This is a genomic window from Pseudosulfitobacter pseudonitzschiae, assembly GCF_002222635.1.
In the GTDB taxonomy this organism is placed as follows: Bacteria; Pseudomonadota; Alphaproteobacteria; order Rhodobacterales; family Rhodobacteraceae; genus Pseudosulfitobacter; species Pseudosulfitobacter pseudonitzschiae_A.
On record NZ_CP022415.1, the window covers coordinates 1,730,464 to 1,751,786 of the forward strand.

The window sequence follows — 21,323 nt, forward strand, 5'->3', positions numbered from 1 at the left end:
ATATTGATAGTAAACAATAAAGTATGCTCCTAAAGATACTTCAAAAACATTTCTTTGGTCAGCGTCGTGCCCTTGCGCAGACTCAAAAGCTCGAGCATCTGATATTCCTTGCCCGTCAGATGGACCGATTTATTGTCGACGCTGACAGTTTTCGCATCCAGATTTACCGAAATAAGCCCGGTTTCGATAACCGACTGCGAATGCCCCTTGGAACGGCGGATGATGGCATGAATGCGCGCCACCAGTTCTTCGCGGTGGAAAGGCTTGGTCAGGTAATCATCTGCACCAAACCCGAATCCCTTAATCTTGTTTTCGGTGTCGTCCGCACCCGACAGGATGAGAATTGGCGTTTCAATCCGTGCCAGACGCAATTGGCGCAACACTTCGTGGCCGTTCATGTCAGGCAGATCGAGATCAAGAAGGATCAGATCGTAATCATAGAGCTTTGCAAGATCGATCCCCTCTTCCCCAAGATCCGTCGCATAGACGTTCAGGTTGGCATGGGTCAGCATCAGTTCGATACTTTTCGAGGTCGTGGGATCGTCTTCAACAAGCAAAACGCGCATTACAATCTCCGCATCACGTCACTAAAATATCAGTCATCTCACTCTGGGCAAAAAAGGTTAATCACCCGTTACCATACGTAACTGTAAACTGAGCAACTTTAGGTTGTCATTAATTAATCTGTCACAAACCAGACTTGGGCGTACGGAAACGCTGTAAAGCTGTCGCTTTCAACGCTTCCTCGCCATGCAGGCTGACGGCACGCACCCACTGCTCGAATTCTTCGGCGCTGATGCAATACCGTTCCAGTGCGGCGTCCTGCCCGATCAGACCGTAAAGGACACCGCGCACCACAGCTGCCTTGCGCGACGCCACCCAGCGGCGCGTCCTGGAATCGGGCAGATCGGCCTGCGTCATCACAGTTCCGTCCAGCAACGTGACCGCCCTTGGACCATAGACTTTTTTCAGATACATGACTGTCTCGTGTTGCGCCTTCATCGGGGCAACCTGAGTGTTTCGTACTTAAGGTTAGGTGAAACCGCCCCTTGAGAGTAATTAGGATTTTCCTATATATTGCCTGACCTTCCCGGAGTTTGTCATGCCACTAGATACTGCACACCCGCTGAATTCGCTGGGTTTTGCCAAATCGCCCGCCGAGACCCGAGTCGTTGTTGCCATGTCCGGCGGCGTCGACAGTTCGGTTGTGGCCGCACAACTGGCCGAAGAAGGCTATGACGTGGTGGGTGTGACATTGCAGCTTTATGATCACGGGGCGGCGCTGGCCAAAAAGGGGGCGTGCTGTGCAGGCCGTGACATCCACGATGCGCGCCGCGTGGCCGAGGAAATGGGTTTCCCCCACTATGTTCTCGACTATGAAAACGTGTTCAAGGACGCGGTGATCGACGAATTCGCCGACAGCTATCTGGGCGGCGCCACACCTGTGCCCTGCATCCGCTGCAACGAACGGGTAAAGTTCAAGGACTTGCTGGAGACAGCCAAGGATCTGGAAGCCGATTGCATGGCCACCGGCCACTATATCCAACGCAAGATGGGTGACGGCGGGGCCGAGCTGCATTGCGCCACCGATGCCGCCCGCGATCAAAGCTATTTCCTGTTCTCGACCACAGCACAGCAACTGGATTACCTGCGCTTTCCATTGGGCCATTTGCCGTCCAAGGACGCCACCCGTGCGCTGGCCGCAAAATACGGACTTAGCGTCGCGGACAAACCCGACAGTCAGGACATCTGCTTTGTCCCCAACGGAGATTATGCCAGCGTTATTCGCAAGTTGCGCCCCGAAGCTGCGGCTCCGGGCAAGATTGTAGATATGGATGGAAAGGTTCTGGGCAACCACGACGGTGTGATTAACTATACCATCGGTCAACGGCGTGGTCTGGGCATCGGTGGCTTGGCCGATCCGCTGTATGTGGTCAAACTGGATGCAGACACCGCCCGCGTGGTTGTCGGCCCCAAAGAGATGCTGGCCACCCGCACCGTTCCCGTGCGCGAAATCAACTGGTTGGGCGACGAACCGATGATGTCGCGCAGCGAATGGCCGATCGCGGTTCGGGTCCGGTCAACACGCCCCCCCACCGACGCGGTGCTGCGTCCGATCTCGGCCACCGAGGCGACCGTGGAACTGACCCTGCCCGAAGAAGGCGTAAGCCCCGGACAGGCCTGTGTGTTCTATGATCGCGACAGCAGCCGCATTTTTGGTGGCGGCTGGATTCACAAGGGTTAACAACCGCTAAAGCCGTGCCAGCACCGCGCGGGCTGCACGTAGACCGGGGTCTTCTCCGTCGCGGCCAAGCAGCTTCATTGTGGTGTGCATTGCGGCACGTTGCGGGGCGGGGTCTTGCAGCAAATCCAGCACACCCTCTGCGATCAGGTCCGACCGACACCGCCCCCCGATATACTCGGGTACGGTGCGGGTTTCCGAAACGATATTAATCAAGTTGGCGGTATCTATTTGCATCATTCGCTGCACGATCTGGCGGCTGAGCCAGTTCATGTCATAGGCACTGACCATCGGCGTATCGGCTGCGGCAAGTTCCAGCGCCACGGTGCCAGAGGCTGCTAGGGCCGCATCAGCAGCGGCAAAAGCCACGCGTTTGGCAGATGCTGCGGTTTCCACGTCCAGCCCGCGCGGGTCCAGAACCTTGGGCACCAGCGGCCAGTCGGCCACTGCGGCGGTCACCATTTCTGCCACGGACGCGGCCGCGGGCACAACGACGCGCAAATCCGGATATACGGCCAGAACAGGCCGCAAAGCCGCCCCAAGACGCGGAGCAAGGCGCGAAACCTCGCCCCTGCGCGATCCGGGCAGGACCAGCAACAGCGGCTCTGCTGCTTCCATCCCGTATTGCACACGAAAATTCGCAACATCCTGCGCCGAAGGCTGCGGTTCGGACACCACGGGGTGCCCGACAAAGTCGCAGTCCATTCCGGCGGCTTCCATATAGGGTGGCTCGAACGGGAACAGCGCCAAAACGTGATCGATAACCTCGGCCATGTGTCCGGCGCGTTTGGGCCGCCAAGCCCAAACCGTCGGGGCTACATAATGCACCGTGCGCACAGTGCTGGACGCCTTAACCAGTCGCGCCACGCGCAGGCAGAAATCGGGGCTGTCGATGGTGATCACCACATCGGGTGCCGTATCGATCACCGCCTTGGCTGTCTGCGCGATGCGGCGTTTCAAGTGGCGGTACTTGGGCAGCACTTCCATGATGCCCATAATGCTCAACTCGGACATATCAAAGCGGCTGGCCAGCCCGTGGGCCTGCATTTCGGCGCCGCCAACACCGTCGAATGTCACATCCGGCACCAATGTTCGCAGCCCTGCCATCAGCGCGCCACCCAGCTTGTCGCCCGATGGTTCGCCCGCAATGATAAACACCCGCATCAGTCGCCCGTCCGCGCCCAAAGGACGATGCCATGCCGATCAGCCAGCGCCACACACGCGGCATGGTCCAGCACCAGCACGTCGCCTGCATCTATAACAATACCGGCAAAGCCTGCCTTAGCCGCGGCGGCCACCGTGTCGGGACCGATTGTCGGCAGGTCAATGCGCCGCTCTTGTTTCGGCTTGGGGGCTTTGAACAGGATTGCGCGGGCGTCTTTCGAGGTGCCTCCCATGCGCGCAATCAACGCGTCGGTGCCTGCGGCGTCTTCCATGCCGATCACCTTGCCGCCTGCCACCACACAAGCCTGACCAATGTCACGCGCGCCCTCGCTGGCGATGTGGGCGGCCCCGACTTCGGCGTCGCGTCGCATCCTGGCGTCTGGCCACGCGTCGCCATAAACACCGCCAGTGGCCAACAGCGACGGCACAAGGTCTTCGACCCCGCGCACGGCAAAGCCTGTCTTTTCAAAGATATCCAACACAATGCGTAATGCGCCATCGTCGCCCTGCTTCAACGCCTGCTGGAACAGCGGCACCAACGGGGCCGTTTCGGCGTCCAGCGCGTCAGGGTCCAGCACTGGTCGCGCGATCCCGCCGACAAAGCACACATCCGTGACGCCGCGCGCACCCAGATCAACCAGCAAAGACCCCAATGTTTCCAACCGGAATGTCAGATCAGGCACCAACCTGTCTGGTGCATTGCCCTGCAACACACAGATCAGCGGCGGGCTGTCCTGCGCATCGGCAACCACCTTGGGCATCTGCCCCGTTCCCACAATCAGCGCCAGCATCGCGGTCTCACTTTGGCGTCAGAAAGGATCGGTCGGATTCACCCAAGATGAAATCGACGATCTGTTTGACATAATCGCTGTCGGTTTCGGTGCCCAAACGTTCGGCGCGGTCGTGAAAGGTGCCGTCGCCCTGTGCCAGCATCTGGAAGGCGGCGCGCAATGCTGTGATGTCGGCACGCTTCACGCCGCGGCGTTTCAGCCCGACCAGATTAAGCCCGTCCAGATCACCGCGCGGTGCCTGTACCAGACCGTAGGGAATGACATCGTTGGTCACCATCGTGACCGCGCCGATGATCGCACCTTGCCCGATGCGCACGAACTGGTGGATGCCGGACAGACCACCGATAATCACATCATCCTCAAGCACACAGTGACCGGCCACAGCGGCATTGTTGACCACAATAACGCGGTTTCCCACGCGGGCGTCATGCGCAATGTGACAGCCCGCCATGAACAACCCGTCGTCGCCCACACGGGTCACGCCGCCACCACCTTCGGTGCCACAGTTCATGGTTACATGCTCGCGGATGCGGTTGCGTTTACCGATTTCGAGGGCCGAGCTTTCGCCTTTGAATTTCAGATCCTGTGGGATCTCGCCGATCACCGCAAAAGAGAAGATCACCGTGCCCTCGCCGACAGTAGTGCGCCCTGTCACCACCACATGGCTTTTCAATTCCACGTTCGGTCCCAACACAACCTCGGGACCGATCAGACAGAACGGCCCAACCGTGACGCTTGGGTCGATTTGCGCGCCGTCCTCGACGACAGCAGAGGGGTGGATGCCACTCATACTGCGACATCCTTGGGCAGATCCATCATCGCGGTAAACGAAGCTTCGCAGGCCATTTCGCCCTCGACTTCCGCCACGCCCGAGAATTTCCAGACCTTGCCGCCAGGCTTGCCGCGAAGGGTTTCCAGCTTAAGCTCCAACACGTCGCCGGGAATGACCATGCGGCGGAATTTGCAGCTGTCGATTGCCATGAAATAAACCAGCATATCACGGTCGGCCATGTTCAGCGCGGTGCCCACCATTACGGCGGCCGTCTGGGCCATCGCCTCGACGATGGTCACGCCCGGCATAATCGGTTTACCCGGAAAATGGCCCTGAAAATGCGGCTCGTTCATCGTCACGTTCTTGATGCCGCGTGCCGTCTGATAGCCGTCGATATCCACGACCTTGTCCACCAGCAGAAACGGATAGCGGTGTGGCAGGATGCGCTGGATCAGATGGATATCGGCGCTCAGAAGCTCGGATGTCATAGGCTGCTCTTTCTGTGGTGTATCAGGCTGTTAGCGTACCAAGCCGCGCGCGACTGGACAAGGGAACGGCGCGGTGCAGCTAGTTTGCCCCGTCGCCCAAAGCGGTGTTGATGCGCGCGATGGCGGCATCGGTGATGTCGATGGCATTGGCGCTGAGAAAGACGCTGCGCCGTTCAAGGATAACCCCCGCACCCGAGTCGCGCATCAGGGATTCCAAAATAGGCGCCGCCGTGTTCAAAAACGCGATCTGCTCTTTTTCCAAAAGCTGCGACAGTTCGCGGCCCTTGGCTTCTTGCGCCCGTCTTGTGTCTTGAACCTTTTGGTCAAAGGCGTCGGCCAGCACCCTAAATGCCCCCGGCTCCATTGCGCTGCGTTTCTCTGTCAACTCTTGCTCTTCTGCGCCCAGTTCGGCCTCGATGCTGCGGTTTTCTGCCGACAAAGCCGCGCCGCGCTCTTCGATTTCGCGCGCGACACGCAGGCCAAATGCGCTTTGGGAAAACAGACGTTCGGTGTCAATCGTCAGGATCGGTGTTTGCACGGCACTGCGTTGCGCAGGTGCGGGGGTCGGCGCAGGCTGTTCCTGTGCAACAACAAAAGACCCTGCCAGCGCAGTGGCCAGCAGGGTCAAAAAGACGCGCGCAAAACGTCGCATCACAATCCTCAGAACGAGGTCGACAGGGTCAGATCGAAGCTTTGCTCGCGGTCAAACGTCTCTTTCTTGATCGCGTCGGTAAAGTTGAACCGCAACGGACCAACAGGAGTGTCCCATAGGATCGAAAGCCCCACGACGTGACGGAAAGAACCATCCGCGCCCACTACATTGGGATTACCAGCAACGCCATTCACGTCGCTGAGATCCCACAGATTGCCCACGTCATAGAAGACAGCACCGCGAATACCGTATTCTTCCGGCAGACCCAACGGAAATTGCGCCTCGAAGCGCGCTGTCAGGTACAGGTTGCCGCCCAAAGCATTATCGAATGTACCATCCGATTCGCGCGGACCAATACCACCCGGCTCAAAGCCACGCATGATGCTGGGCCCCAAAATAAAGCGATCCACCGCACGGTTGTTGCCCCCCAGCCAGCTTAGCGCGCCGCCTTCCAGCGTCGCAGTCAACGTAACCTCATCATTGAGAATACGCTTCTGGCCAACGATCTTCGCGGTAGTACGGATAAACTCGCTGTCACCACCAAGACCAGCAAAGTCCTGACCGAATTGCAGCAAAACACCAGCATTAGGATTCAGCCCTGAACGGCGTGTATCGTAGGTATACGTATAACCCACCGACGAGCGGAACTGCCGGCCCACTGAAAGATCGTCAGCGATGACCAACCCGACAAGGGCAGCAGTTCTAGCCTGCACATCAATCGCTTCGGCGGTGTAACGCACCTGCAAACGACCATTTTCACTAACTGGAAAGCCCAGACTTGGCTGAAAAATGATCTCTTGCGTATCATAATCCGAGTATTCACTCTCAGTCGTTCCATACTGCAGTTGCAATCCGAATGTCAGATCACGACCTAGTAGAGCAGGCTCTACAAAAATCAGCCCATAGGATTCTGATTCTTCTGCTGTGGTAAAGTTCAGCGTCAGTTCCTGTCCGCGACCAACAAAGTTGCGTTCGACAAAGGACACAGCGAGACCGAAGCCACCCGTGGACGAAAATGTCCCGCCAAAGCTCAGCGAGCCCGTGGGCTTTTCGACCACATCCACGTCAACGATCACCTGATCCGGGCCAGAGCCTTGGCGGGCGTTCACTTCGGCGGATTCAAAGAAATCCAGCGCACGGATGCGTTCCGCGCTTTCGCGGATTTCACGCGGGTTGAACGGGTCGCCTTCTGCCACCGGGAACTGGCGACGCAAAACGCGATCCAGTGTGGTCGTGTTGCCTTCGATGTCGATACGCTCGACAAAGACTCGCGGGCCACGGCTGATGACAAATTCGATATCCAGCGTCAGATCGCGATCATTGCGGGTGATGCGCGGCTCGACCCGCATAAAGTCAACGCTGTTGCGGATTGCCAGCGCTTCCATGCGCGAGATTTCCTGCTCGACCAGCGAGGGCGAGTAAATCACACCGGGACGGATTTTCGTGACCGCCTGGTATTCGTCTGCATCCACACCCGGCATTTCGCTGACCGTGGTCACCTCTCCGAATTTGAATTGCTGGCCTTCCTGCACATTGAACACAAGAAAATAGCCGTCGCGCTCGTTTGTCAGTTCCGCGTTAACGGAATTGATGCGAAAATCGACGTAGCCCCGCGAAAAGTAAAAGTCGCGCAGCATTTGCTTGTCGAACTCGATCCGGTCCGCAACGAATGTGTCGGCCTTGATCAGCGCCCGAAACAGGCCCGCCTGTTTGGTGTCCAGAACGCGGCGCAAGCGTCGGTCCGAAAAGACGCGGTTGCCAACAAAGCTCAGACGTTCAATTTCGACCACATCGCCTTCGAAGATTTCAAAGACCAGGTCGACGCGGTTGTCACGACGCTTGATAACGCGCGGTGTGACCCGCGCCGCCAGTCGCCCGTCGTTGGAATAAGCTTCGGCGATCGCGGCTGCGTCTTTCTCGGCAAGGCTGGGGTTGAAGACCCGACGCTCGGACGAGTTGATCAAAGTGATCAGTGCATCGTTTTTGATGCGCCGGTTACCCTCAAAACTGATGCGGTTGATGGTCGGCAACTCAACTACAGTGATCCGCAATGTGTTGCCTTGCGGCGAAATTTCGACGCTTTCGAACAACCCACTGGACAAAAGACGCTGATATGCGTCGTTCAATTGGCCCGCTGTCAGCGTTTGACCGCGTCCGATTCCGGCCTGACTAAGGATCGCTGATTGGCCGATCCGTGCATTGCCTTCGATAACCACACTGTCAAAACGATAGGACTGTGCCTGCGCCTGCGTTGTGGTGATTGTATAAACTGCTGCTATTGCTACAAAAAAAACAAGGGCTCGCAAAAGCCCCGTCGCGATGTAAACGCGACCCAGTCGCTTGGCAGCACCGCCCTCTTTCCCCAGTCTCATGGTTTTGACCCATTCTTTTAGACACCCATTGGCCCTCTGAGTACCCAAGAAGACGGGCCTTGTCAAAACGACAAAGCTCGCCGCGAACGGCGAGCTGTTACATGTTGTAATGATGTTGCCAACTTAGAGGCTGCCGAGATAGGCGCCCAACCACAAAGCCGCAGCAATCGTAGCCAGATAAAGCGCACGATCCCAGTTCAGAAGCATCAAAAGGCTCAGGCCTTTGTATCCGTTTTGCAGTGTTTGCATGACGCATGTCCCCTTATGTCGGGATCATGTCTATGCAGCGATTATGGCGTCAGTTTGGCTAATTATGGCGGAAATGAGGCAAAAACCCCTTTCCCGTCGGTCAGGGACAGAACACATCGTTGCCAAGCGCAAAAACCATCAGCGTCAGCACAAGTGCGATGCCGACTCCCATCAGAATTCGCAGCGCGCCATCGCTGGGCGGGCGTTTCATCACAGCCTCATAGGCGTAAAACACCAAATGCCCACCATCCAGCGCCGGAATCGGAAACAGGTTCAACAGCCCAACCGCAGTGCTAAGCACCGCGATGAACCACACGAAGGATTCCGCACCTTGGCTGGCCAGCGTTCCCGAGGTTTGGGCGATACCGATGGGGCCGGACAGGTTACAGGTGCTGATCGTGCCCGTAATCATATGCCCCATACCCGACAGCGACCCCGTTACAATCCGCCACGTCTGCGCCACAGCGCCACCCAGCGCCTGCCCCGCGCCCATAGGTTCGGTGCCCAGTTCGAAGGCCATGCCGCCCTGTATGCCGATACGCCATTGCGTGGCAAACCCGCCATCCGCTTGCGGTTCGTCCACGCGCTTGGCGGTCAGGGTTTTGTCCAGAACCGCGCCATCACGCCAGACCGACAGCGCCACGGGGGCACCATCCGATGCCTCGACGACGGTTTTCAGTTGATCAAAGGCGACGATCGGAGTGCCGTTCACCCCCACGATCACGTCGCCCACGTCCAGATCTGCCGCCACTGCCGCGCTGCGCGGGCTGAGGGCTGCGATCAGCGGTGGGAAAATATAGGGGCCTTGCACGTCCATTTCGGCCCCGTCACGCTCGACGCGGTAATCCAGCACCGCGGTTTTAGGCATGTTTTCAAGAAATGTGGCATAGGCTGCGTCGCGGATCGAGGGTACGGGTTCGCCTGCGATCTGCAGAACTGTATCGCCGGTTTGCAGTTGGTTCACCTCGGCGGGCAGCGGGCGCAATTCACCCACCGTCAACGGATCACGGGCGACGCCCGTGGTCAGCAGGACCGCAGCAAAAACCAGAATGGAAAAGACAAAATTGAACGCAGGGCCAGCCGCCACCGTGGCTGCACGCGCCCAAAGCGGCGCACCGTGCATCGTGCGCCGCAAGGCTGCCGCGTCAGTGCCAACTTCGTGCATCGCGTCCACATCCTTGCCCGACGCCGCGTTCGCATCGCCTGCAAATTTCACATAGCCGCCAAACGGCAGCGCAGCGATCTGCCATTGGGTGCCGCGTTTGTCGGTGCGCTTGTAGATCACCGGACCAAACCCCACTGAGAACACATCGGCATGGATGCCCGACCAGCGCCCGACGATATAGTGGCCGTATTCATGGATTGTTACGATAACGCTCAACGCCACGACAAAAGTGACGATGATCCAGATCAGGCCGCCGGCCTGTGGAAGCAATCCAATGATGTCCAAAACTCTACCCTGCTCTTTTTTCTATTATGTCTCGTGCTGTCTTGCGTGACAGATGGTCAGCAGCGGCGACGTTATCAAGTGTCATTGGGGCGTCAATATGACCGCCCGTCGCGTCGATCTGCGTCAAAACTTCTTCGACGATCTCGGCCATCGCGGTAAAGCACAGCGCCCCCGCGATAAACCCGTCCAGCGCGGTTTCCTTGGCGGCATTGAACACCGCGCCTGCCAGTCCGCCGCGTGCCATCACATCGCGCGCCAGCCGCAATGCGGGCCAGCGGGCAATGTCGGGCGCGCGAAAGCTCAGGCTGCCGATGGCCGCCAGATCCAGCCGCTCGACCGGCAGCGCACGGCGTTCGGGCCAGTGCAGCGCATAGCCGATGGCGTGGCGCATATCCGGCGGGCCGACGTGCGCCATCAGCGCCCCGTCGTGAAACCCCACCAGCGCGTGGATCATGGATTCGGGGTGTACCAGAACCTCGATCATCTCCGGCTCCACGCCAAAAAATTCCCGTGTTTCAATAACTTCCAGCGCCTTGTTAAACATAGACGCGGAATCAATGGTGATCCGCTGGCCCATGTTCCAATTGGGATGGTTTGACGCCTGCGCCAGCGTCGCATTGGGCAGATCGGCCAGCGGCCAGTCGCGGAACGCGCCGCCCGAGGCGGTGATCACGATCCGCTCGACCGCTGCCATTTCCTCGCCCACCAGCGCCTGAAACACCGCACTGTGTTCGCTGTCCACCGGCAACAGACGCGCGTCATGTTTGCGTGCAGTCTCAAGGATCAGCGAACCGGCACAAACCAGCGATTCCTTATTGGCGAGCGCAAGCGTCGCGCCCTGTTGCAGCACCGCGATACCCGGTGCCAGCCCTGCGGCGCCGACAATCGCGGACATCACCCAATCGGCGGGCCGGGCAGCAGCTTCGGACAGGGCCACCTGCCCTGCCGCGGCCTCGATTCCGGAACCGATCAATGCAGCGCGCAGATCGTCCAACCGGCTTTCGTCGGCAGTTACAGCCACGTCAGCACGCAAGGCGCGTGCGTCGGCGGCCAATTGCGCGATGTTGCCCGCCCCCGTCAGCGCGACCACCTCATAGGCGTCCACATCCCGTTTGATCAGATCAATGGTGTTCTGTCCGATGGACCCCGTAGCCCCCAGAATGCTAATCCGCCTGCGCGTCATGTCAGATCAGACCAATCCGGGCGGAAAGCCGATGATCTGCCCGACGATCAACAAGAATACCGACGCGCCCATCATCCCGTCGAACCGGTCCAGCACACCACCGTGTCCGGGGATCAGCCTGCTGCTGTCCTTGACGCCGGTGTGCCGTTTTATGGCGCTTTCCGCGATGTCGCCCATCTGCGAGGCCATCGAAATTGCAATGGAAATACCGATCAGCTCGCCGGTGGCGCCGGTCAATATGGCGGTGATCCAGCCCACAATCGCGGCCCCGATCCAGCCAGTTGCGGTGCCCGACCATGTCTTTTTGGGGCTGACGCGCGGCCAGAACTTTGGCCCGCCGATCATACGGCCCGCGAAATAGCCGACCACATCGGTAACCACCACAACCACGATCAGCCACAGCATCCAGCCAAATCCCAGATCGCCGCGCAACGACATGATGCCATAGCCCGCAAGCTGCACCAGAACCGCGTAGGACATAAATATCGTGCGGTGGTGTGACAGTTGACCAAAGCCCACCATCATCGGCGCCAGCAAGATCGGCAGCGCCCAGCCCGCAGGCAAATAAGCTGATACCAAAAGCGCCGTACCCGACAACAGCGCCAGTTGCAGCGCCACCGCGGGCTTTTGCGGGTCCAGCATCCGCACCAGTTCCCACACAGACAGCCCGCAGACCAACGCGACCAACAAGTTGAACGGATGCCCGCCGATGGCCACACCAGCCAGACCGACGATCACCATGACTGCGGCTGATCCCATCCGAACGGCCAGGTCAGACCACTTGGTATCGCTCGTGTTCATGTCTTTACCCCTCCGAACCGCCGGTCACGGTCCCCGTATGACGCGCACAGCTTGGCGAATTCCTCTTTCGTGAAATCCGGCCACAGCGTGTCGATAAACTCGTATTCGGCATAGGCGGACTGCCACAACAAAAAATTCGAAATCCGCGCCTCACCCGATGTGCGGATCACCAGATCGGGATCGGGCAACACGCAGGTGTCAAGATATTTGGGCAAGGTTTCCACGTCGACGTTTTCGGGATCAAGCTTGCCTGCGGCCACATCGCGGGCCAACCGCTGGGTCGCGCGGGCCACTTCGTCGCGGCTGCCATAGTTCAGCGCGATGGTCAGGTGAACGGCGGTGTTGTTTTCGGTCAGCACTTCCAGCTCGTCCATCAGCTTGACCAGCTTTGAATCCAGCCGCACGCGATCGCCAATAAAGCGCACCCTTGCGCCGAACTCGTCCAAGGCGCGGGCCTCGCGGCTGATATAGAGACGAAACAGGCTCATCAGACCGGCCACCTCCACCTGCGTGCGACGCCAGTTCTCGGTCGAAAAGGCAAAGATCGTCAGATATTCCACGCCCACATCAGGGCAGCTTTCCACCACCTCGCGCACACGCCTTGCACCGGCGCGGTGGCCAAAAAGACGCGGGCGCCCGCGCTGGGTGGCCCAACGCCCGTTACCATCCATAATGATGGCGACGTGGCGTGGTCCGTTTGGAGGGTGATCAGCGATGGTGAAGTTCCTTGGGCATCAATATTCGTCCAGTGGCTGCCATCAGGGCACCAATAGTCCCCGACGTGGGATGCAGATCAGACCTGCATGATCTCAGCCTGTTTGTGTTCAAGCGCATCGTCGATCTGCTTGATATAGGCGTTGGTCATGTCCTGCACTTCGCCTTCCCATATCTTCTGGTCGTCCTCGGACAGACCGTCGGCCTTGCCCTTCTTGATCTGGTCCATACCGTCGCGGCGCACGTTGCGAATGCTGACGCGGGCGTGTTCGGCATATTGGCCCGCCACTTTCGACAGATCGCGGCGACGCTCTTCGTTTAGTTCAGGGATCGGCAGCATAATGATGGTGCCGTTCAGTTGCGGGTTGATGCCCAGACCGCTTTCGCGGATGGCTTTCTCAACAGCGTTCACCATCGACTTGTCCCACACGTTAATGGTGACCATGCGCGGCTCGGGTACGTTAACAGTGCCGACCTGATTGATCGGGGTGCGTTGGCCGTAAGCCTCGACCATCACCGGTTCCAGCATCGACGCCGACCCACGCCCTGTGCGCAGAGAGGCAAATTCGGTCTTTAACGATGCAATCGCGCCATCCATGCGGCGTTTCAGATCATCGGTATCCAGCATAAAGTCTTCGGACATGAGGTTTTCCCCTTATTGGTCGCGCGCCCCTTCCCCGGGCGTGGTGCGGGTATAGATCAACCCTGCGCCCGAAGGCCAGCAGGGTTTCACGTTCGGCGTGCAAAGTGGTTTAGCCGTGGACGCGGGTATAGGTGCCCTTGCCCGCCAGAATACCTTTGAACCCGCCGGGTTCGTCCAGCGAAAACACAATGATCGGCAGGTTGTTGTCGCGCGCCAGTGCGATGGCAGATGCGTCCATAACCCCCAGACGTTTTTGCAGCACGTCATCAAAGCTGACGTGTTCGTAGCGTTTGGCATCGGCGTGCTTTGCCGGATCCTTGTCATATACGCCATCAACCTTGGTGCCCTTGAAGATCGCTTCGCAGGACATTTCGTTGGCGCGCAGGGTCGCGGCCGTGTCGGTGGTGAAATAGGGATTGCCGGTGCCTGCGGCAAAGATGCAGACCCGCTTTTTCTCAAGGTGGCGCACGGCACGGCGACGAATGTAGGGTTCGGCCACTTCGTTCATGGTGATGGCGCTGATGACCCGTGTGTGAATACCCAACCCCTCAAGTGAAGATTGCATCGCCAGCGCGTTCATCACTGTGGCCAGCATCCCCATATAGTCGGCTGTGGTCCGTTCCATCCCCTGCGCTGACCCTTGCAGGCCGCGAAAGATGTTGCCGCCGCCGATGACCATGCAAATCTCGACACCCAGTTCGTGAACCGATTGAACTTCGCGGGCGATACGCTCGACGGTGGGCGGGTGCAGGCCAAAACCCTGATCGCCCATCAGCGCCTCACCCGAAATTTTCAGCATCACACGTTTGAAAGTGACGTCCGAGGCAGGTTGGATCGCGTCGCTCATTGGGTTCTCCGGTTTTTGGGCAGTTTTGTTCGTGCGCAAAGTGTCCTAAAACACCGCTCAGTTCAATGCACAGCACAAGGGTATCGGCAATAAATGGACGCTTTTGGCCCACTTGAACTGTCTGCGGTCAACCCGCACCGGCCTGTGCTGATTGCAGGGCCGACCGCGTCTGGCAAATCCGGACTGGCGCTGGCCATCGCCGAAGCGCAGGGCGGTGTGATCGTGAATGCAGACGCCAGCCAGATTTACGACTGCTGGCAAGTGGTCACCGCACGTCCCGGTGACGCCGATCTGGCCCGCGCGCAGCATCTGCTGTATGGTCATGTGGCCTATGATGCGCCCTATTCTGCCGGCCATTGGCTGCGCGAGGTTGCCCCGTTGCTGTCCAATGGCAAGCGTCCGATCATCGTGGGTGGTACGGGGCTGTATTTCACCGCACTAACCAACGGCCTGGCCGAAATCCCCGCCACGCCGGATGAATTGCGCAAATCCGCAGATTCGATTCCCTTGGAAAAGCTGCTGGCCGCACTTGATCCCGAAACCACTGCACGCATCGACGTCAACAACCGCGCGCGGGTCCAGCGCGCGTGGGAGGTGCTTCATGCCACGGGGCGCGGGCTGGCCGCATGGCATAACGACACCCCGCCGCCTTTGCTGCCTGACGGGTCCGCCACCTGCATCGCGTTGGCCAGCCCGCCCGACTGGCTGAACGCACGCATCGCGCAGCGGTTCGACATGATGCTGAAGGGCGGTGCGCTGGACGAAATTGCAGCAATGCGCGACCGCTATGATCCCGTGCTGCCCAGTTGCCGCGCGATTGGCGTGCCCGAGTTGATGGCCCACGCATGCGGCAAGATCACGCTGGAGGCGGCACGCGATGCGGCGGTGATTGCCACGCGCCAATATGCCAAGCGCCAACGTACTTGGCAGCGGTCGAAAATGGCGCACTGGCAATGGGTTGACCCTTCGACGGGCTGACGTCGATTTCACTATCGCCACATTCTTGCCATCAATATGGGGATATATGCCCTCGATATTGCAATTACAGGATATTGGCATATAGATGGCCCTATGACCCTAGGTGCCATCCGTATCAGCACTATCTCACCTGCGGGTGGCGCCCATGACTGGCGCTGGACGCTTGCGCATGACCTTCCCTATCATCTTTTGATCTGGACCACACGCGGTCAGGGGCGGCTGTTGCTGAACGGCACGCGGCGCGGCGTGGGGGCGCACAATGCGATCTTTGTGCCTGCGGACGAGCTTTTTGCTCTGGAGTTGAGCCGTCAAAGTCTCGGGCTGATGGCGATCATCCCTGTGGGCACCGATGTACGTCTGCCCCAAACCCCGCGCCAACTGCGCCTGCGCGAAACCGGCCCGATCTCGGAATTGACCGGATTTCTGGACGCCGCACAGCGTGAGGCCACAGCGCAGCGCAGTCTGACGCAGGATGCGCTGGACGGCTATATGGCGCTGGTTTCGGTCTGGCTGCGCCGCCAGATGGCCGAAGACGACCACCTGCCGCAGAAACTGAACGGTGCCGCACGGCTGTCAGCGCGGTTTTGTGCGCGTGTGGCGCAGCATTACGCCAACGGAATGTCCGTGGCCGAACACGCCCAAGAACTGGGCGTGACCGGCACCCATCTGGCCCGCGCCTGCAAAGCGGCCACCGGCCACACGGCTGCCGACATTCTAAGCCAGCGCATCCTGCACGCTGCCCGCACAGCCCTGACCGACACAGACGTGCCGATGCAAGACATCGCTCGGCATCTGGGCTTTGGCAGTGCTGCCTATTTCACCCGCTATATCCAGACGCAAACCGGCAAGACCCCCAGCCAACTGCGCAAATCAGGCATCACCCGCGGCACCTAGACCGGCTGGCACTGGACCGGACCAAATCGCCAATGTCGCTTTCAGACATGAAAAATGTCGCTTTTGGGCTCAAATTTCCCAATCCTTTCGTTGACGCGCGGACTGCATTGTTGCCTGATGGTACAACAAACTTGCAATTGGCCCGCCGTGCGCCACCTCTCATGGACGCTCTGGCACAGGCTTTGAAACAGGGCAGTCTAACAGGAAGCCAAATCGCCACCCATCCGGTGCAACCGCTCGTAGACACCACGCGGCCAGTTCACCATAAAAACGGCCAAGCCTTTAGGCCAGCCAACACGACAAGCGGGATCAACCCGTTTCAGCCTACCGACAGGGGCATACATGGGACTATTTATACTCAGACGTCTGGGCGTGATGATCGTGACGGCCTTGTGCCTGACCTTTGTCGTGTTCTTCCTGACAAATCTTTATCCGAACCTTGAAAAGCTGGCCAAAACCCAAGGCAACTTTCGCATGTCGGACGAAGCCGTGGAAAGTTATCTGAGCAAACGCGGATATCTGGACCCGATGCCGTTAAAATTCGGTCGATGGCTGGGCGTTGTCCCCGGTTGGGTGACCCAGGCGCCCGACGGCACCGTGACGGGCCGCTGTTTTGCCCAAAACACACTCGCCGAAGACCGCCCCACCTTTTGCGGTGTGCTGCAAGGCAACTGGGGCAAGTCCACTGTGTTCAACGATGACGTCGGCACCATAGTCATGGAAAGGCTGGGTCTGACGGGCAAACTGATGGGCTTTGTCCTGCTGGTCATGGTGCCCTCGTCCCTGCTGATCGGGGTTCTGGCGGGGATGCGCGAAGGCTCGCCGCTGGACCGGACGCTGTCGACCTTCTCGATCTCGACCACGGCCACGCCGGAATATGTATCGGGGGTGATCTTTATCGCAGTCTTCTCGTCCTCGGCCTTTGAGCTGAAGTGGTTCAAAGGGTCGGCCACATCAGCGATGGAAAACGCGACCTTCGAAAACTTTACCCTGCCGGTGCTGACCATTGCCCTGTACGGCATGGGCTATATCGCCCGCATGACCCGCGCGTCGATGACCGAGGTGATGACCGCACAGTATATCCGCACAGCACGCCTAAAGGGTGTGAGCTTCCGCAATATCGTCATCAAGCACGCCCTGCGCAACGCGCTGATCGCCCCGTTCACGGTAATCATGCTGCAAATTCCGTGGCTGCTGAACGGCGTGGTGATCGTGGAAACCCTATTCAACTACAAGGGCTTTGGCTGGGTTCTGGTACAGGCGGCGGGCAACAATGACATCGAACTGTTGCTGGCAGTGTCGGTCGTGTCGGTGATCGTAGTGCTGCTGACGCAGCTGATCTCGGACATCGGCTATGTCATTCTCAATCCACGCATCCGCATTTCATAAGGCAGGTCTGTTAGATGGAACAATTGACATGGACTGGTGCCCTGAGCGGGCTGAATGTGGTCTTTTTTACTTTGGCGCTGGCGCTGGCGGTGTCGGTTCTGGCCAGCATTGCGGTGTCGCTGCTTGCCCGCGACACCGGACCGCTGGGCATCAACGCCGACGGCACGCTGATGGCCCCAACAGGTTTGACAGGGCTGACGGCCAAGGCCCGCAAATACAGTTTTCTGGCGCTGATCGCGCTGGTGCTGGTCTATGTGGCTGGTGGGGTCATACTGGGCCCGCAAGCAGGCATCATCGGTGGTCTGTCACGCAACATGCTGCCGGTCTGGGTCGCGCTGATCGTGCTGTTTGCGGTGTCGATCACATTTAAAGGCAAGCTGGGACTGTACGGCAAGCTGTTTGACAGCACCATCGGCATGATCGGCTTTGGTCTGGTGATGTTCTGGGTTTTCGCGGGAATCATGGGCGGGCCGTTCGACATGCTGGTCACCCACGACCCGCTGAGCCAGTTTTCGGGCATGAAAAACAAACTGCCCGGCACGGCGCTGAACGGGGCCGAAGCGGACGATTATCAATGGTTCCTGCTGGGCGGTGACAATCTGGCGCGCGATGTGTTCTCGCGGCTGATCAAAGGCGCGTGGATCGTGGTCAAGATCGCACCGATGGCGACGCTGTTTGCCTTTATGGTGGGCATCACGCTGGGTCTGCCTGCGGGATACTACGGTGGACGGCTGGACACATTCCTGTCGTTTCTGGCCAACCTGATCCTCGCCTTTCCGGTGATCTTGCTGTTCTACCTGCTGGTCACGCCCGAAATCGTCGTTACCGGCATTCCCAACTACATGGCGGCGGTGTTGTTTGCCTTTCCCATCGTGTTCTGCGCGGTGCTGCTGAACGCGCGCTTTTACACCCAGCCGTCGGTGCGCACACCGCTGCTGATCGTGGTGCTGGGCGGGCTGGTCTGGGCCTATCTGGCGCTGATTTCGACCAATGGGTCGATCGTGGCCAATGACAGCTACCGCATTCCGGGGCTGCCAGCGTTTGTAGACTGGATTGACATGGATGGCGGCCTGCTGACCGTTTTCGTGGCCGTGGTCTTTGTCAACGCGCCCACGGTGTTCCGGATCGTGCGCGGCCTCGCGCTGGACATCAAGACGCGCGACTATGTGGCGGCGGCGCAAACCCGAGGCGAAGGTCCGTGGTACATCATGCTGTGGGAAATCCTGCCCAATGCACGCGGTCCGCTGATCGTCGATTTCTGCCTGCGGATTGGATACACCACTATCTTGCTGGGCACCTTGGGCTTTTTTGGTCTGGGGCTGGAGAGCGAAAGCCCCGATTGGGGGACCACGATCAACTCGGGGCGGCGGTTGCTGTCGCTCTACCCCCATGCGGCGCTGGTGCCTGCCTTTGCGCTGATGACACTGGTGCTGGGGCTGAACCTGTTGGCCGATGGCTTGCGCGAGGAATCCTTGCGCGATTGACACAAGATGCGTCCGGGGGGCGCGTTTCGGGGGCGCTGCCCCCGGACCCCCGGGAAATTTACCGCCAAAAGAAGCCCGCAAGGGCGCTGTGGCAAGGGAGAACTACACATGGTCAAAGACGCATATGACGGCCCCATTCTAGAGATCGACAAGCTGTCGATTTCGTTTTTCACGCGGCTGCGAGAAATTCCTGCAGTGATGGATTTTTCTGTCAGCATACAACCGGGCGAAGCCGTGGGTCTTGTGGGTGAAAGCGGCTGTGGCAAGTCCACCGTAGCCTTGGGAGTGATGCAGGATCTGGGTGTGAACGGACGGGTCGTGGGCGGGTCAATCAAGTTCAAGGGCCGCGATCTGGGCGCGATGACCCAAGACGAGTTGCGCGACATTCGCGGGTCTGAAATTGCGATGATCTATCAGGAACCGATGGCGTCGCTGAATCCCGCGATGAAAATCGGACACCAGTTGATGGAAGTACCGATGATCCACGCTGGTATGAGTCAGGCAGAGGCCCGCGAACGCGCATTGCAGGTCGTAACGGATGTGAAACTGCCCGACCCCAAACGGATTCTGGACGCCTATCCGCACCAGCTATCAGGCGGGCAACAACAGCGGATCGTGATCGCGATGGCGCTGATGTCCGAGCCGTCCTTGCTGATTTTGGACGAGCCCACCACCGCACTGGACGTGACAGTAGAAGCGGCAGTGGTCGAACTGGTCAAGGATCTGGGCAAGAAATACGGCACCTCGATGCTGTTCATCAGCCACAACCTTGGGCTGGTGCTGGAAACCTGCGACCGAATCTGCGTGATGTATTCGGGCGAGGCGGTCGAGCGTGGCAGCATCGAGGATGTCTTTGACGAGATGCAGCACCCTTATACGCAGGCTTTGTTCAGGTCGATCCCGCTGCCCGGAGCGGACAAGAACGCGCGGCCGCTTGTCGCCATTCCGGGCAACTTTCCCCTGCCGCACGAGCGGCCACAGGGCTGCAATTTTGGCCCGCGCTGCGATTACTTCGAAGCGGGGCGTTGTGATCAGGGCGATATTCCGATGTTTCCCGTGCCCGGTGACGATGTGCACAACACCCGCTGTCTGCGGTTTGCGGAGATCGACTGGCAGGCGCCGCTGGCGCTGGCCGAGGTCAAGACCAAGGGCGAGATTGGCGACGTGGTGCTGAGGATGGACAATCTTAAGAAATATTACGAAGTGGCGGCCAATGCCCTGTTCGGCAGCGTGGCGACCAAGGTGGTCAAGGCCAACGAGACACTGAGTTTCGAGGCACGCGAATCCGAGACGCTGGCGATTGTCGGTGAAAGCGGCTGCGGCAAGTCGACCTTTGCCAAAGTGCTGATGGGGCTGGAGACAGCGACCGAAGGGACGATCACCCTTGGGGATCGCGAAATTCAGGACATACCGATCGAAAAACGCGACACGCAGACCGTTGCCGATGTGCAGATGGTGTTCCAGAACCCCTTTGACACGCTGAACCCGTCGATGACGGTGGGGCGCCAGATCATCCGCGCGCTTGAGGTGTTCAAGGTCGGCAAGAACGAAGGCGAGCGGCGCACGCGAATGCTGGAACTGCTGGATCTGGTGAAGCTGCCGCGCGAATTCGCAGGCCGGATGCCACGCCAGCTGTCCGGCGGGCAAAAGCAGCGTGTCGGGATTGCACGCGCCTTTGCGGGGGATGCGCGGATTGTGGTGGCGGACGAGCCTGTCTCGGCGTTGGATGTGTCGGTTCAGGCGGCTGTGACCGACCTGCTGATGGAAATCCAGCGCACGCATAAGACCACGCTGCTGTTCATCAGCCACGACCTGAGCATTGTGCGCTATCTCGCGGATCGTGTGATGGTGATGTATCTGGGCCACGTGGTCGAACTGGGCACCACCGAACAGGTGTTTTCGCCCCCCTACCACCCCTACACCGAGGCGCTGCTGTCTGCCGTGCCCATTGCCGACACGCGGGTGAAGAAAAAACACATCGTGCTTGAGGGAGAAATTCCCTCGGCGATGAACCCGCCATCGGGCTGTCCGTTCCAGACACGGTGCAGGTGGAAATCGCAGGTGCCGGACAATCTGTGCGAGACCGAGGTGCCCCCCCTGCGTGACATGGCTGCGGGCCATCAGGTGAAATGCCACCTAGACGAGGATAAATTTACGCAGATGGAGCCGGTGATTCAGATCGCGGCGGAATAAATCAGGGCCGCAACGGA

The 21,323-nt window shown here is 59.2% G+C and carries 20 protein-coding genes and 1 pseudogene; 6 read left to right on the forward strand and 15 right to left on the reverse strand.

Annotated features, from left to right (window positions below; genetic code table 11):
- Positions 1-32 precede the first annotated feature (32 nt).
- A pseudogene (locus SULPSESMR1_RS08405) lies at positions 33-566 on the reverse strand (response regulator); the annotation flags it as partial.
- A 121-nt stretch (positions 567-687) separates the two neighbouring features.
- Positions 688-978, reverse strand: a complete 291-nt coding sequence (locus SULPSESMR1_RS08410) for a DUF1153 domain-containing protein (RefSeq protein ID WP_089420409.1) — start codon at positions 976-978, stop codon at positions 688-690.
- A 124-nt stretch (positions 979-1,102) separates the two neighbouring features.
- Here SULPSESMR1_RS08410 and mnmA point away from each other — a divergent pair, with 124 nt between their 5' ends.
- Positions 1,103-2,245 (forward strand): tRNA 2-thiouridine(34) synthase MnmA, encoded by a 1,143-nt coding sequence (mnmA, locus tag SULPSESMR1_RS08415; RefSeq protein WP_089420410.1) that lies wholly within the window; start codon positions 1,103-1,105, stop codon positions 2,243-2,245.
- 6 nt (positions 2,246-2,251) lie between these two features.
- Here the strand turns inward: mnmA and lpxB are convergent, their stop codons facing one another.
- From lpxB to pyrH, 13 genes are all read right to left on the reverse strand, one after another.
- Complete coding sequence (gene lpxB, locus SULPSESMR1_RS08420; RefSeq protein ID WP_089420411.1) at positions 2,252-3,406, reverse strand: lipid-A-disaccharide synthase; 1,155 nt, start codon at positions 3,404-3,406, stop codon at positions 2,252-2,254.
- Positions 3,406-4,197 carry an LpxI family protein gene (locus SULPSESMR1_RS08425; protein ID WP_089420412.1) on the reverse strand — a complete coding sequence of 264 codons (792 nt, stop codon included), beginning with the start codon at positions 4,195-4,197 and terminating at the stop codon, positions 3,406-3,408. The genes lpxB and SULPSESMR1_RS08425 overlap by 1 nt, the downstream gene beginning before the upstream one ends.
- 7 nt (positions 4,198-4,204) lie before the next feature.
- The gene (gene lpxA, locus SULPSESMR1_RS08430; RefSeq protein WP_089420413.1) at positions 4,205-4,987 is read right to left on the reverse strand and encodes an acyl-ACP--UDP-N-acetylglucosamine O-acyltransferase; all 783 of its coding nucleotides are present in this window, start codon (positions 4,985-4,987) and stop codon (positions 4,205-4,207) included.
- Complete coding sequence (fabZ, locus tag SULPSESMR1_RS08435) at positions 4,984-5,457, reverse strand: 3-hydroxyacyl-ACP dehydratase FabZ (RefSeq protein ID WP_089420414.1); 474 nt, start codon at positions 5,455-5,457, stop codon at positions 4,984-4,986. The genes lpxA and fabZ overlap by 4 nt, the downstream gene beginning before the upstream one ends.
- A 79-nt stretch (positions 5,458-5,536) precedes the next feature.
- On the reverse strand, positions 5,537-6,109 hold the full coding sequence (locus SULPSESMR1_RS08440) for an OmpH family outer membrane protein (RefSeq protein ID WP_089420415.1): 573 nt from the start codon (positions 6,107-6,109) through the stop codon (positions 5,537-5,539).
- An 8-nt stretch (positions 6,110-6,117) separates the two neighbouring features.
- Positions 6,118-8,481, reverse strand: a complete 2,364-nt coding sequence (gene bamA / locus SULPSESMR1_RS08445; RefSeq protein ID WP_089420416.1) for an outer membrane protein assembly factor BamA — start codon at positions 8,479-8,481, stop codon at positions 6,118-6,120.
- Positions 8,482-8,604: 123 nt separating this feature from the next.
- Positions 8,605-8,730 (reverse strand): hypothetical protein, encoded by a 126-nt coding sequence (locus SULPSESMR1_RS25725; protein ID WP_275888351.1) that lies wholly within the window; start codon positions 8,728-8,730, stop codon positions 8,605-8,607.
- Between the two features lie 100 nt (positions 8,731-8,830).
- Positions 8,831-10,180, reverse strand: a complete 1,350-nt coding sequence (rseP, locus tag SULPSESMR1_RS08450; protein ID WP_089420417.1) for an RIP metalloprotease RseP — start codon at positions 10,178-10,180, stop codon at positions 8,831-8,833.
- A 4-nt stretch (positions 10,181-10,184) separates the two neighbouring features.
- Entirely contained in the window at positions 10,185-11,363 is a 1,179-nt protein-coding gene (dxr, locus tag SULPSESMR1_RS08455; protein WP_089420418.1) for a 1-deoxy-D-xylulose-5-phosphate reductoisomerase, read from the reverse strand.
- Between the two features lie 6 nt (positions 11,364-11,369).
- A complete protein-coding gene (locus tag SULPSESMR1_RS08460; protein WP_089420419.1) occupies positions 11,370-12,164 on the reverse strand; it encodes a phosphatidate cytidylyltransferase in 795 nt (264 codons plus the stop codon).
- Positions 12,161-12,835: a polyprenyl diphosphate synthase gene (uppS, locus tag SULPSESMR1_RS08465; RefSeq protein ID WP_089420420.1), complete on the reverse strand. Its 675-nt coding sequence runs from the start codon at positions 12,833-12,835 to the stop codon at positions 12,161-12,163. The genes SULPSESMR1_RS08460 and uppS overlap by 4 nt, the downstream gene beginning before the upstream one ends.
- A gap of 122 nt (positions 12,836-12,957) precedes the next feature.
- A complete protein-coding gene (gene frr, locus SULPSESMR1_RS08470; protein WP_089420421.1) occupies positions 12,958-13,521 on the reverse strand; it encodes a ribosome recycling factor in 564 nt (187 codons plus the stop codon).
- Between the two features lie 109 nt (positions 13,522-13,630).
- Entirely contained in the window at positions 13,631-14,368 is a 738-nt protein-coding gene (gene pyrH, locus SULPSESMR1_RS08475; protein WP_089420422.1) for a UMP kinase, read from the reverse strand.
- Positions 14,369-14,461: 93 nt separating this feature from the next.
- Between pyrH and miaA the strand changes: the two genes are divergently transcribed.
- From miaA to SULPSESMR1_RS08500, 5 genes are all read left to right on the forward strand, one after another.
- Positions 14,462-15,346, forward strand: a complete 885-nt coding sequence (gene miaA, locus SULPSESMR1_RS08480; protein WP_089420423.1) for a tRNA (adenosine(37)-N6)-dimethylallyltransferase MiaA — start codon at positions 14,462-14,464, stop codon at positions 15,344-15,346.
- A 93-nt stretch (positions 15,347-15,439) separates the two neighbouring features.
- Positions 15,440-16,240, forward strand: a complete 801-nt coding sequence (locus tag SULPSESMR1_RS08485) for a helix-turn-helix domain-containing protein (protein ID WP_089420424.1) — start codon at positions 15,440-15,442, stop codon at positions 16,238-16,240.
- Between the two features lie 342 nt (positions 16,241-16,582).
- A complete protein-coding gene (locus SULPSESMR1_RS08490) occupies positions 16,583-17,629 on the forward strand; it encodes an ABC transporter permease (RefSeq protein WP_089420425.1) in 1,047 nt (348 codons plus the stop codon).
- A 14-nt stretch (positions 17,630-17,643) separates the two neighbouring features.
- Positions 17,644-19,113, forward strand: coding sequence for an ABC transporter permease (locus SULPSESMR1_RS08495; RefSeq protein ID WP_198362866.1), 1,470 nt, complete (start codon positions 17,644-17,646; stop codon positions 19,111-19,113).
- A 108-nt stretch (positions 19,114-19,221) separates the two neighbouring features.
- Positions 19,222-21,306: an ABC transporter ATP-binding protein gene (locus SULPSESMR1_RS08500; protein ID WP_089420426.1), complete on the forward strand. Its 2,085-nt coding sequence runs from the start codon at positions 19,222-19,224 to the stop codon at positions 21,304-21,306.
- Positions 21,307-21,323 lie beyond the last annotated feature (17 nt).

What these genes read in the sequence shown, in the direction of transcription:
- mnmA (WP_089420410.1), top strand. Translation starts at nt 1,103, where the DNA reads ATGCCACTAGATACTGCACACCCGCTGAATTCGCTGGGTTTTGCCAAA.
- bamA (WP_089420416.1), bottom strand. Translation starts at nt 8,481, where the DNA reads ATGAGACTGGGGAAAGAGGGCGGTGCTGCCAAGCGACTGGGTCGCGTT.
- fabZ (WP_089420414.1), bottom strand. Translation starts at nt 5,457, where the DNA reads ATGACATCCGAGCTTCTGAGCGCCGATATCCATCTGATCCAGCGCATC.
- frr (WP_089420421.1), bottom strand. Translation starts at nt 13,521, where the DNA reads ATGTCCGAAGACTTTATGCTGGATACCGATGATCTGAAACGCCGCATG.
- SULPSESMR1_RS25725 (WP_275888351.1), bottom strand. Translation starts at nt 8,730, where the DNA reads ATGCAAACACTGCAAAACGGATACAAAGGCCTGAGCCTTTTGATGCTT.
- SULPSESMR1_RS08460 (WP_089420419.1), bottom strand. Translation starts at nt 12,164, where the DNA reads ATGAACACGAGCGATACCAAGTGGTCTGACCTGGCCGTTCGGATGGGA.
- SULPSESMR1_RS08410 (WP_089420409.1), bottom strand. Translation starts at nt 978, where the DNA reads ATGTATCTGAAAAAAGTCTATGGTCCAAGGGCGGTCACGTTGCTGGAC.
- SULPSESMR1_RS08440 (WP_089420415.1), bottom strand. Translation starts at nt 6,109, where the DNA reads ATGCGACGTTTTGCGCGCGTCTTTTTGACCCTGCTGGCCACTGCGCTG.
- uppS (WP_089420420.1), bottom strand. Translation starts at nt 12,835, where the DNA reads ATGGATGGTAACGGGCGTTGGGCCACCCAGCGCGGGCGCCCGCGTCTT.
- SULPSESMR1_RS08490 (WP_089420425.1), top strand. Translation starts at nt 16,583, where the DNA reads ATGGGACTATTTATACTCAGACGTCTGGGCGTGATGATCGTGACGGCC.
- SULPSESMR1_RS08425 (WP_089420412.1), bottom strand. Translation starts at nt 4,197, where the DNA reads ATGCTGGCGCTGATTGTGGGAACGGGGCAGATGCCCAAGGTGGTTGCC.
- SULPSESMR1_RS08485 (WP_089420424.1), top strand. Translation starts at nt 15,440, where the DNA reads ATGACCCTAGGTGCCATCCGTATCAGCACTATCTCACCTGCGGGTGGC.
- pyrH (WP_089420422.1), bottom strand. Translation starts at nt 14,368, where the DNA reads ATGAGCGACGCGATCCAACCTGCCTCGGACGTCACTTTCAAACGTGTG.
- lpxB (WP_089420411.1), bottom strand. Translation starts at nt 3,406, where the DNA reads ATGCGGGTGTTTATCATTGCGGGCGAACCATCGGGCGACAAGCTGGGT.
- SULPSESMR1_RS08495 (WP_198362866.1), top strand. Translation starts at nt 17,644, where the DNA reads ATGGAACAATTGACATGGACTGGTGCCCTGAGCGGGCTGAATGTGGTC.
- lpxA (WP_089420413.1), bottom strand. Translation starts at nt 4,987, where the DNA reads ATGAGTGGCATCCACCCCTCTGCTGTCGTCGAGGACGGCGCGCAAATC.
- miaA (WP_089420423.1), top strand. Translation starts at nt 14,462, where the DNA reads ATGGACGCTTTTGGCCCACTTGAACTGTCTGCGGTCAACCCGCACCGG.
- dxr (WP_089420418.1), bottom strand. Translation starts at nt 11,363, where the DNA reads ATGACGCGCAGGCGGATTAGCATTCTGGGGGCTACGGGGTCCATCGGA.
- SULPSESMR1_RS08500 (WP_089420426.1), top strand. Translation starts at nt 19,222, where the DNA reads ATGGTCAAAGACGCATATGACGGCCCCATTCTAGAGATCGACAAGCTG.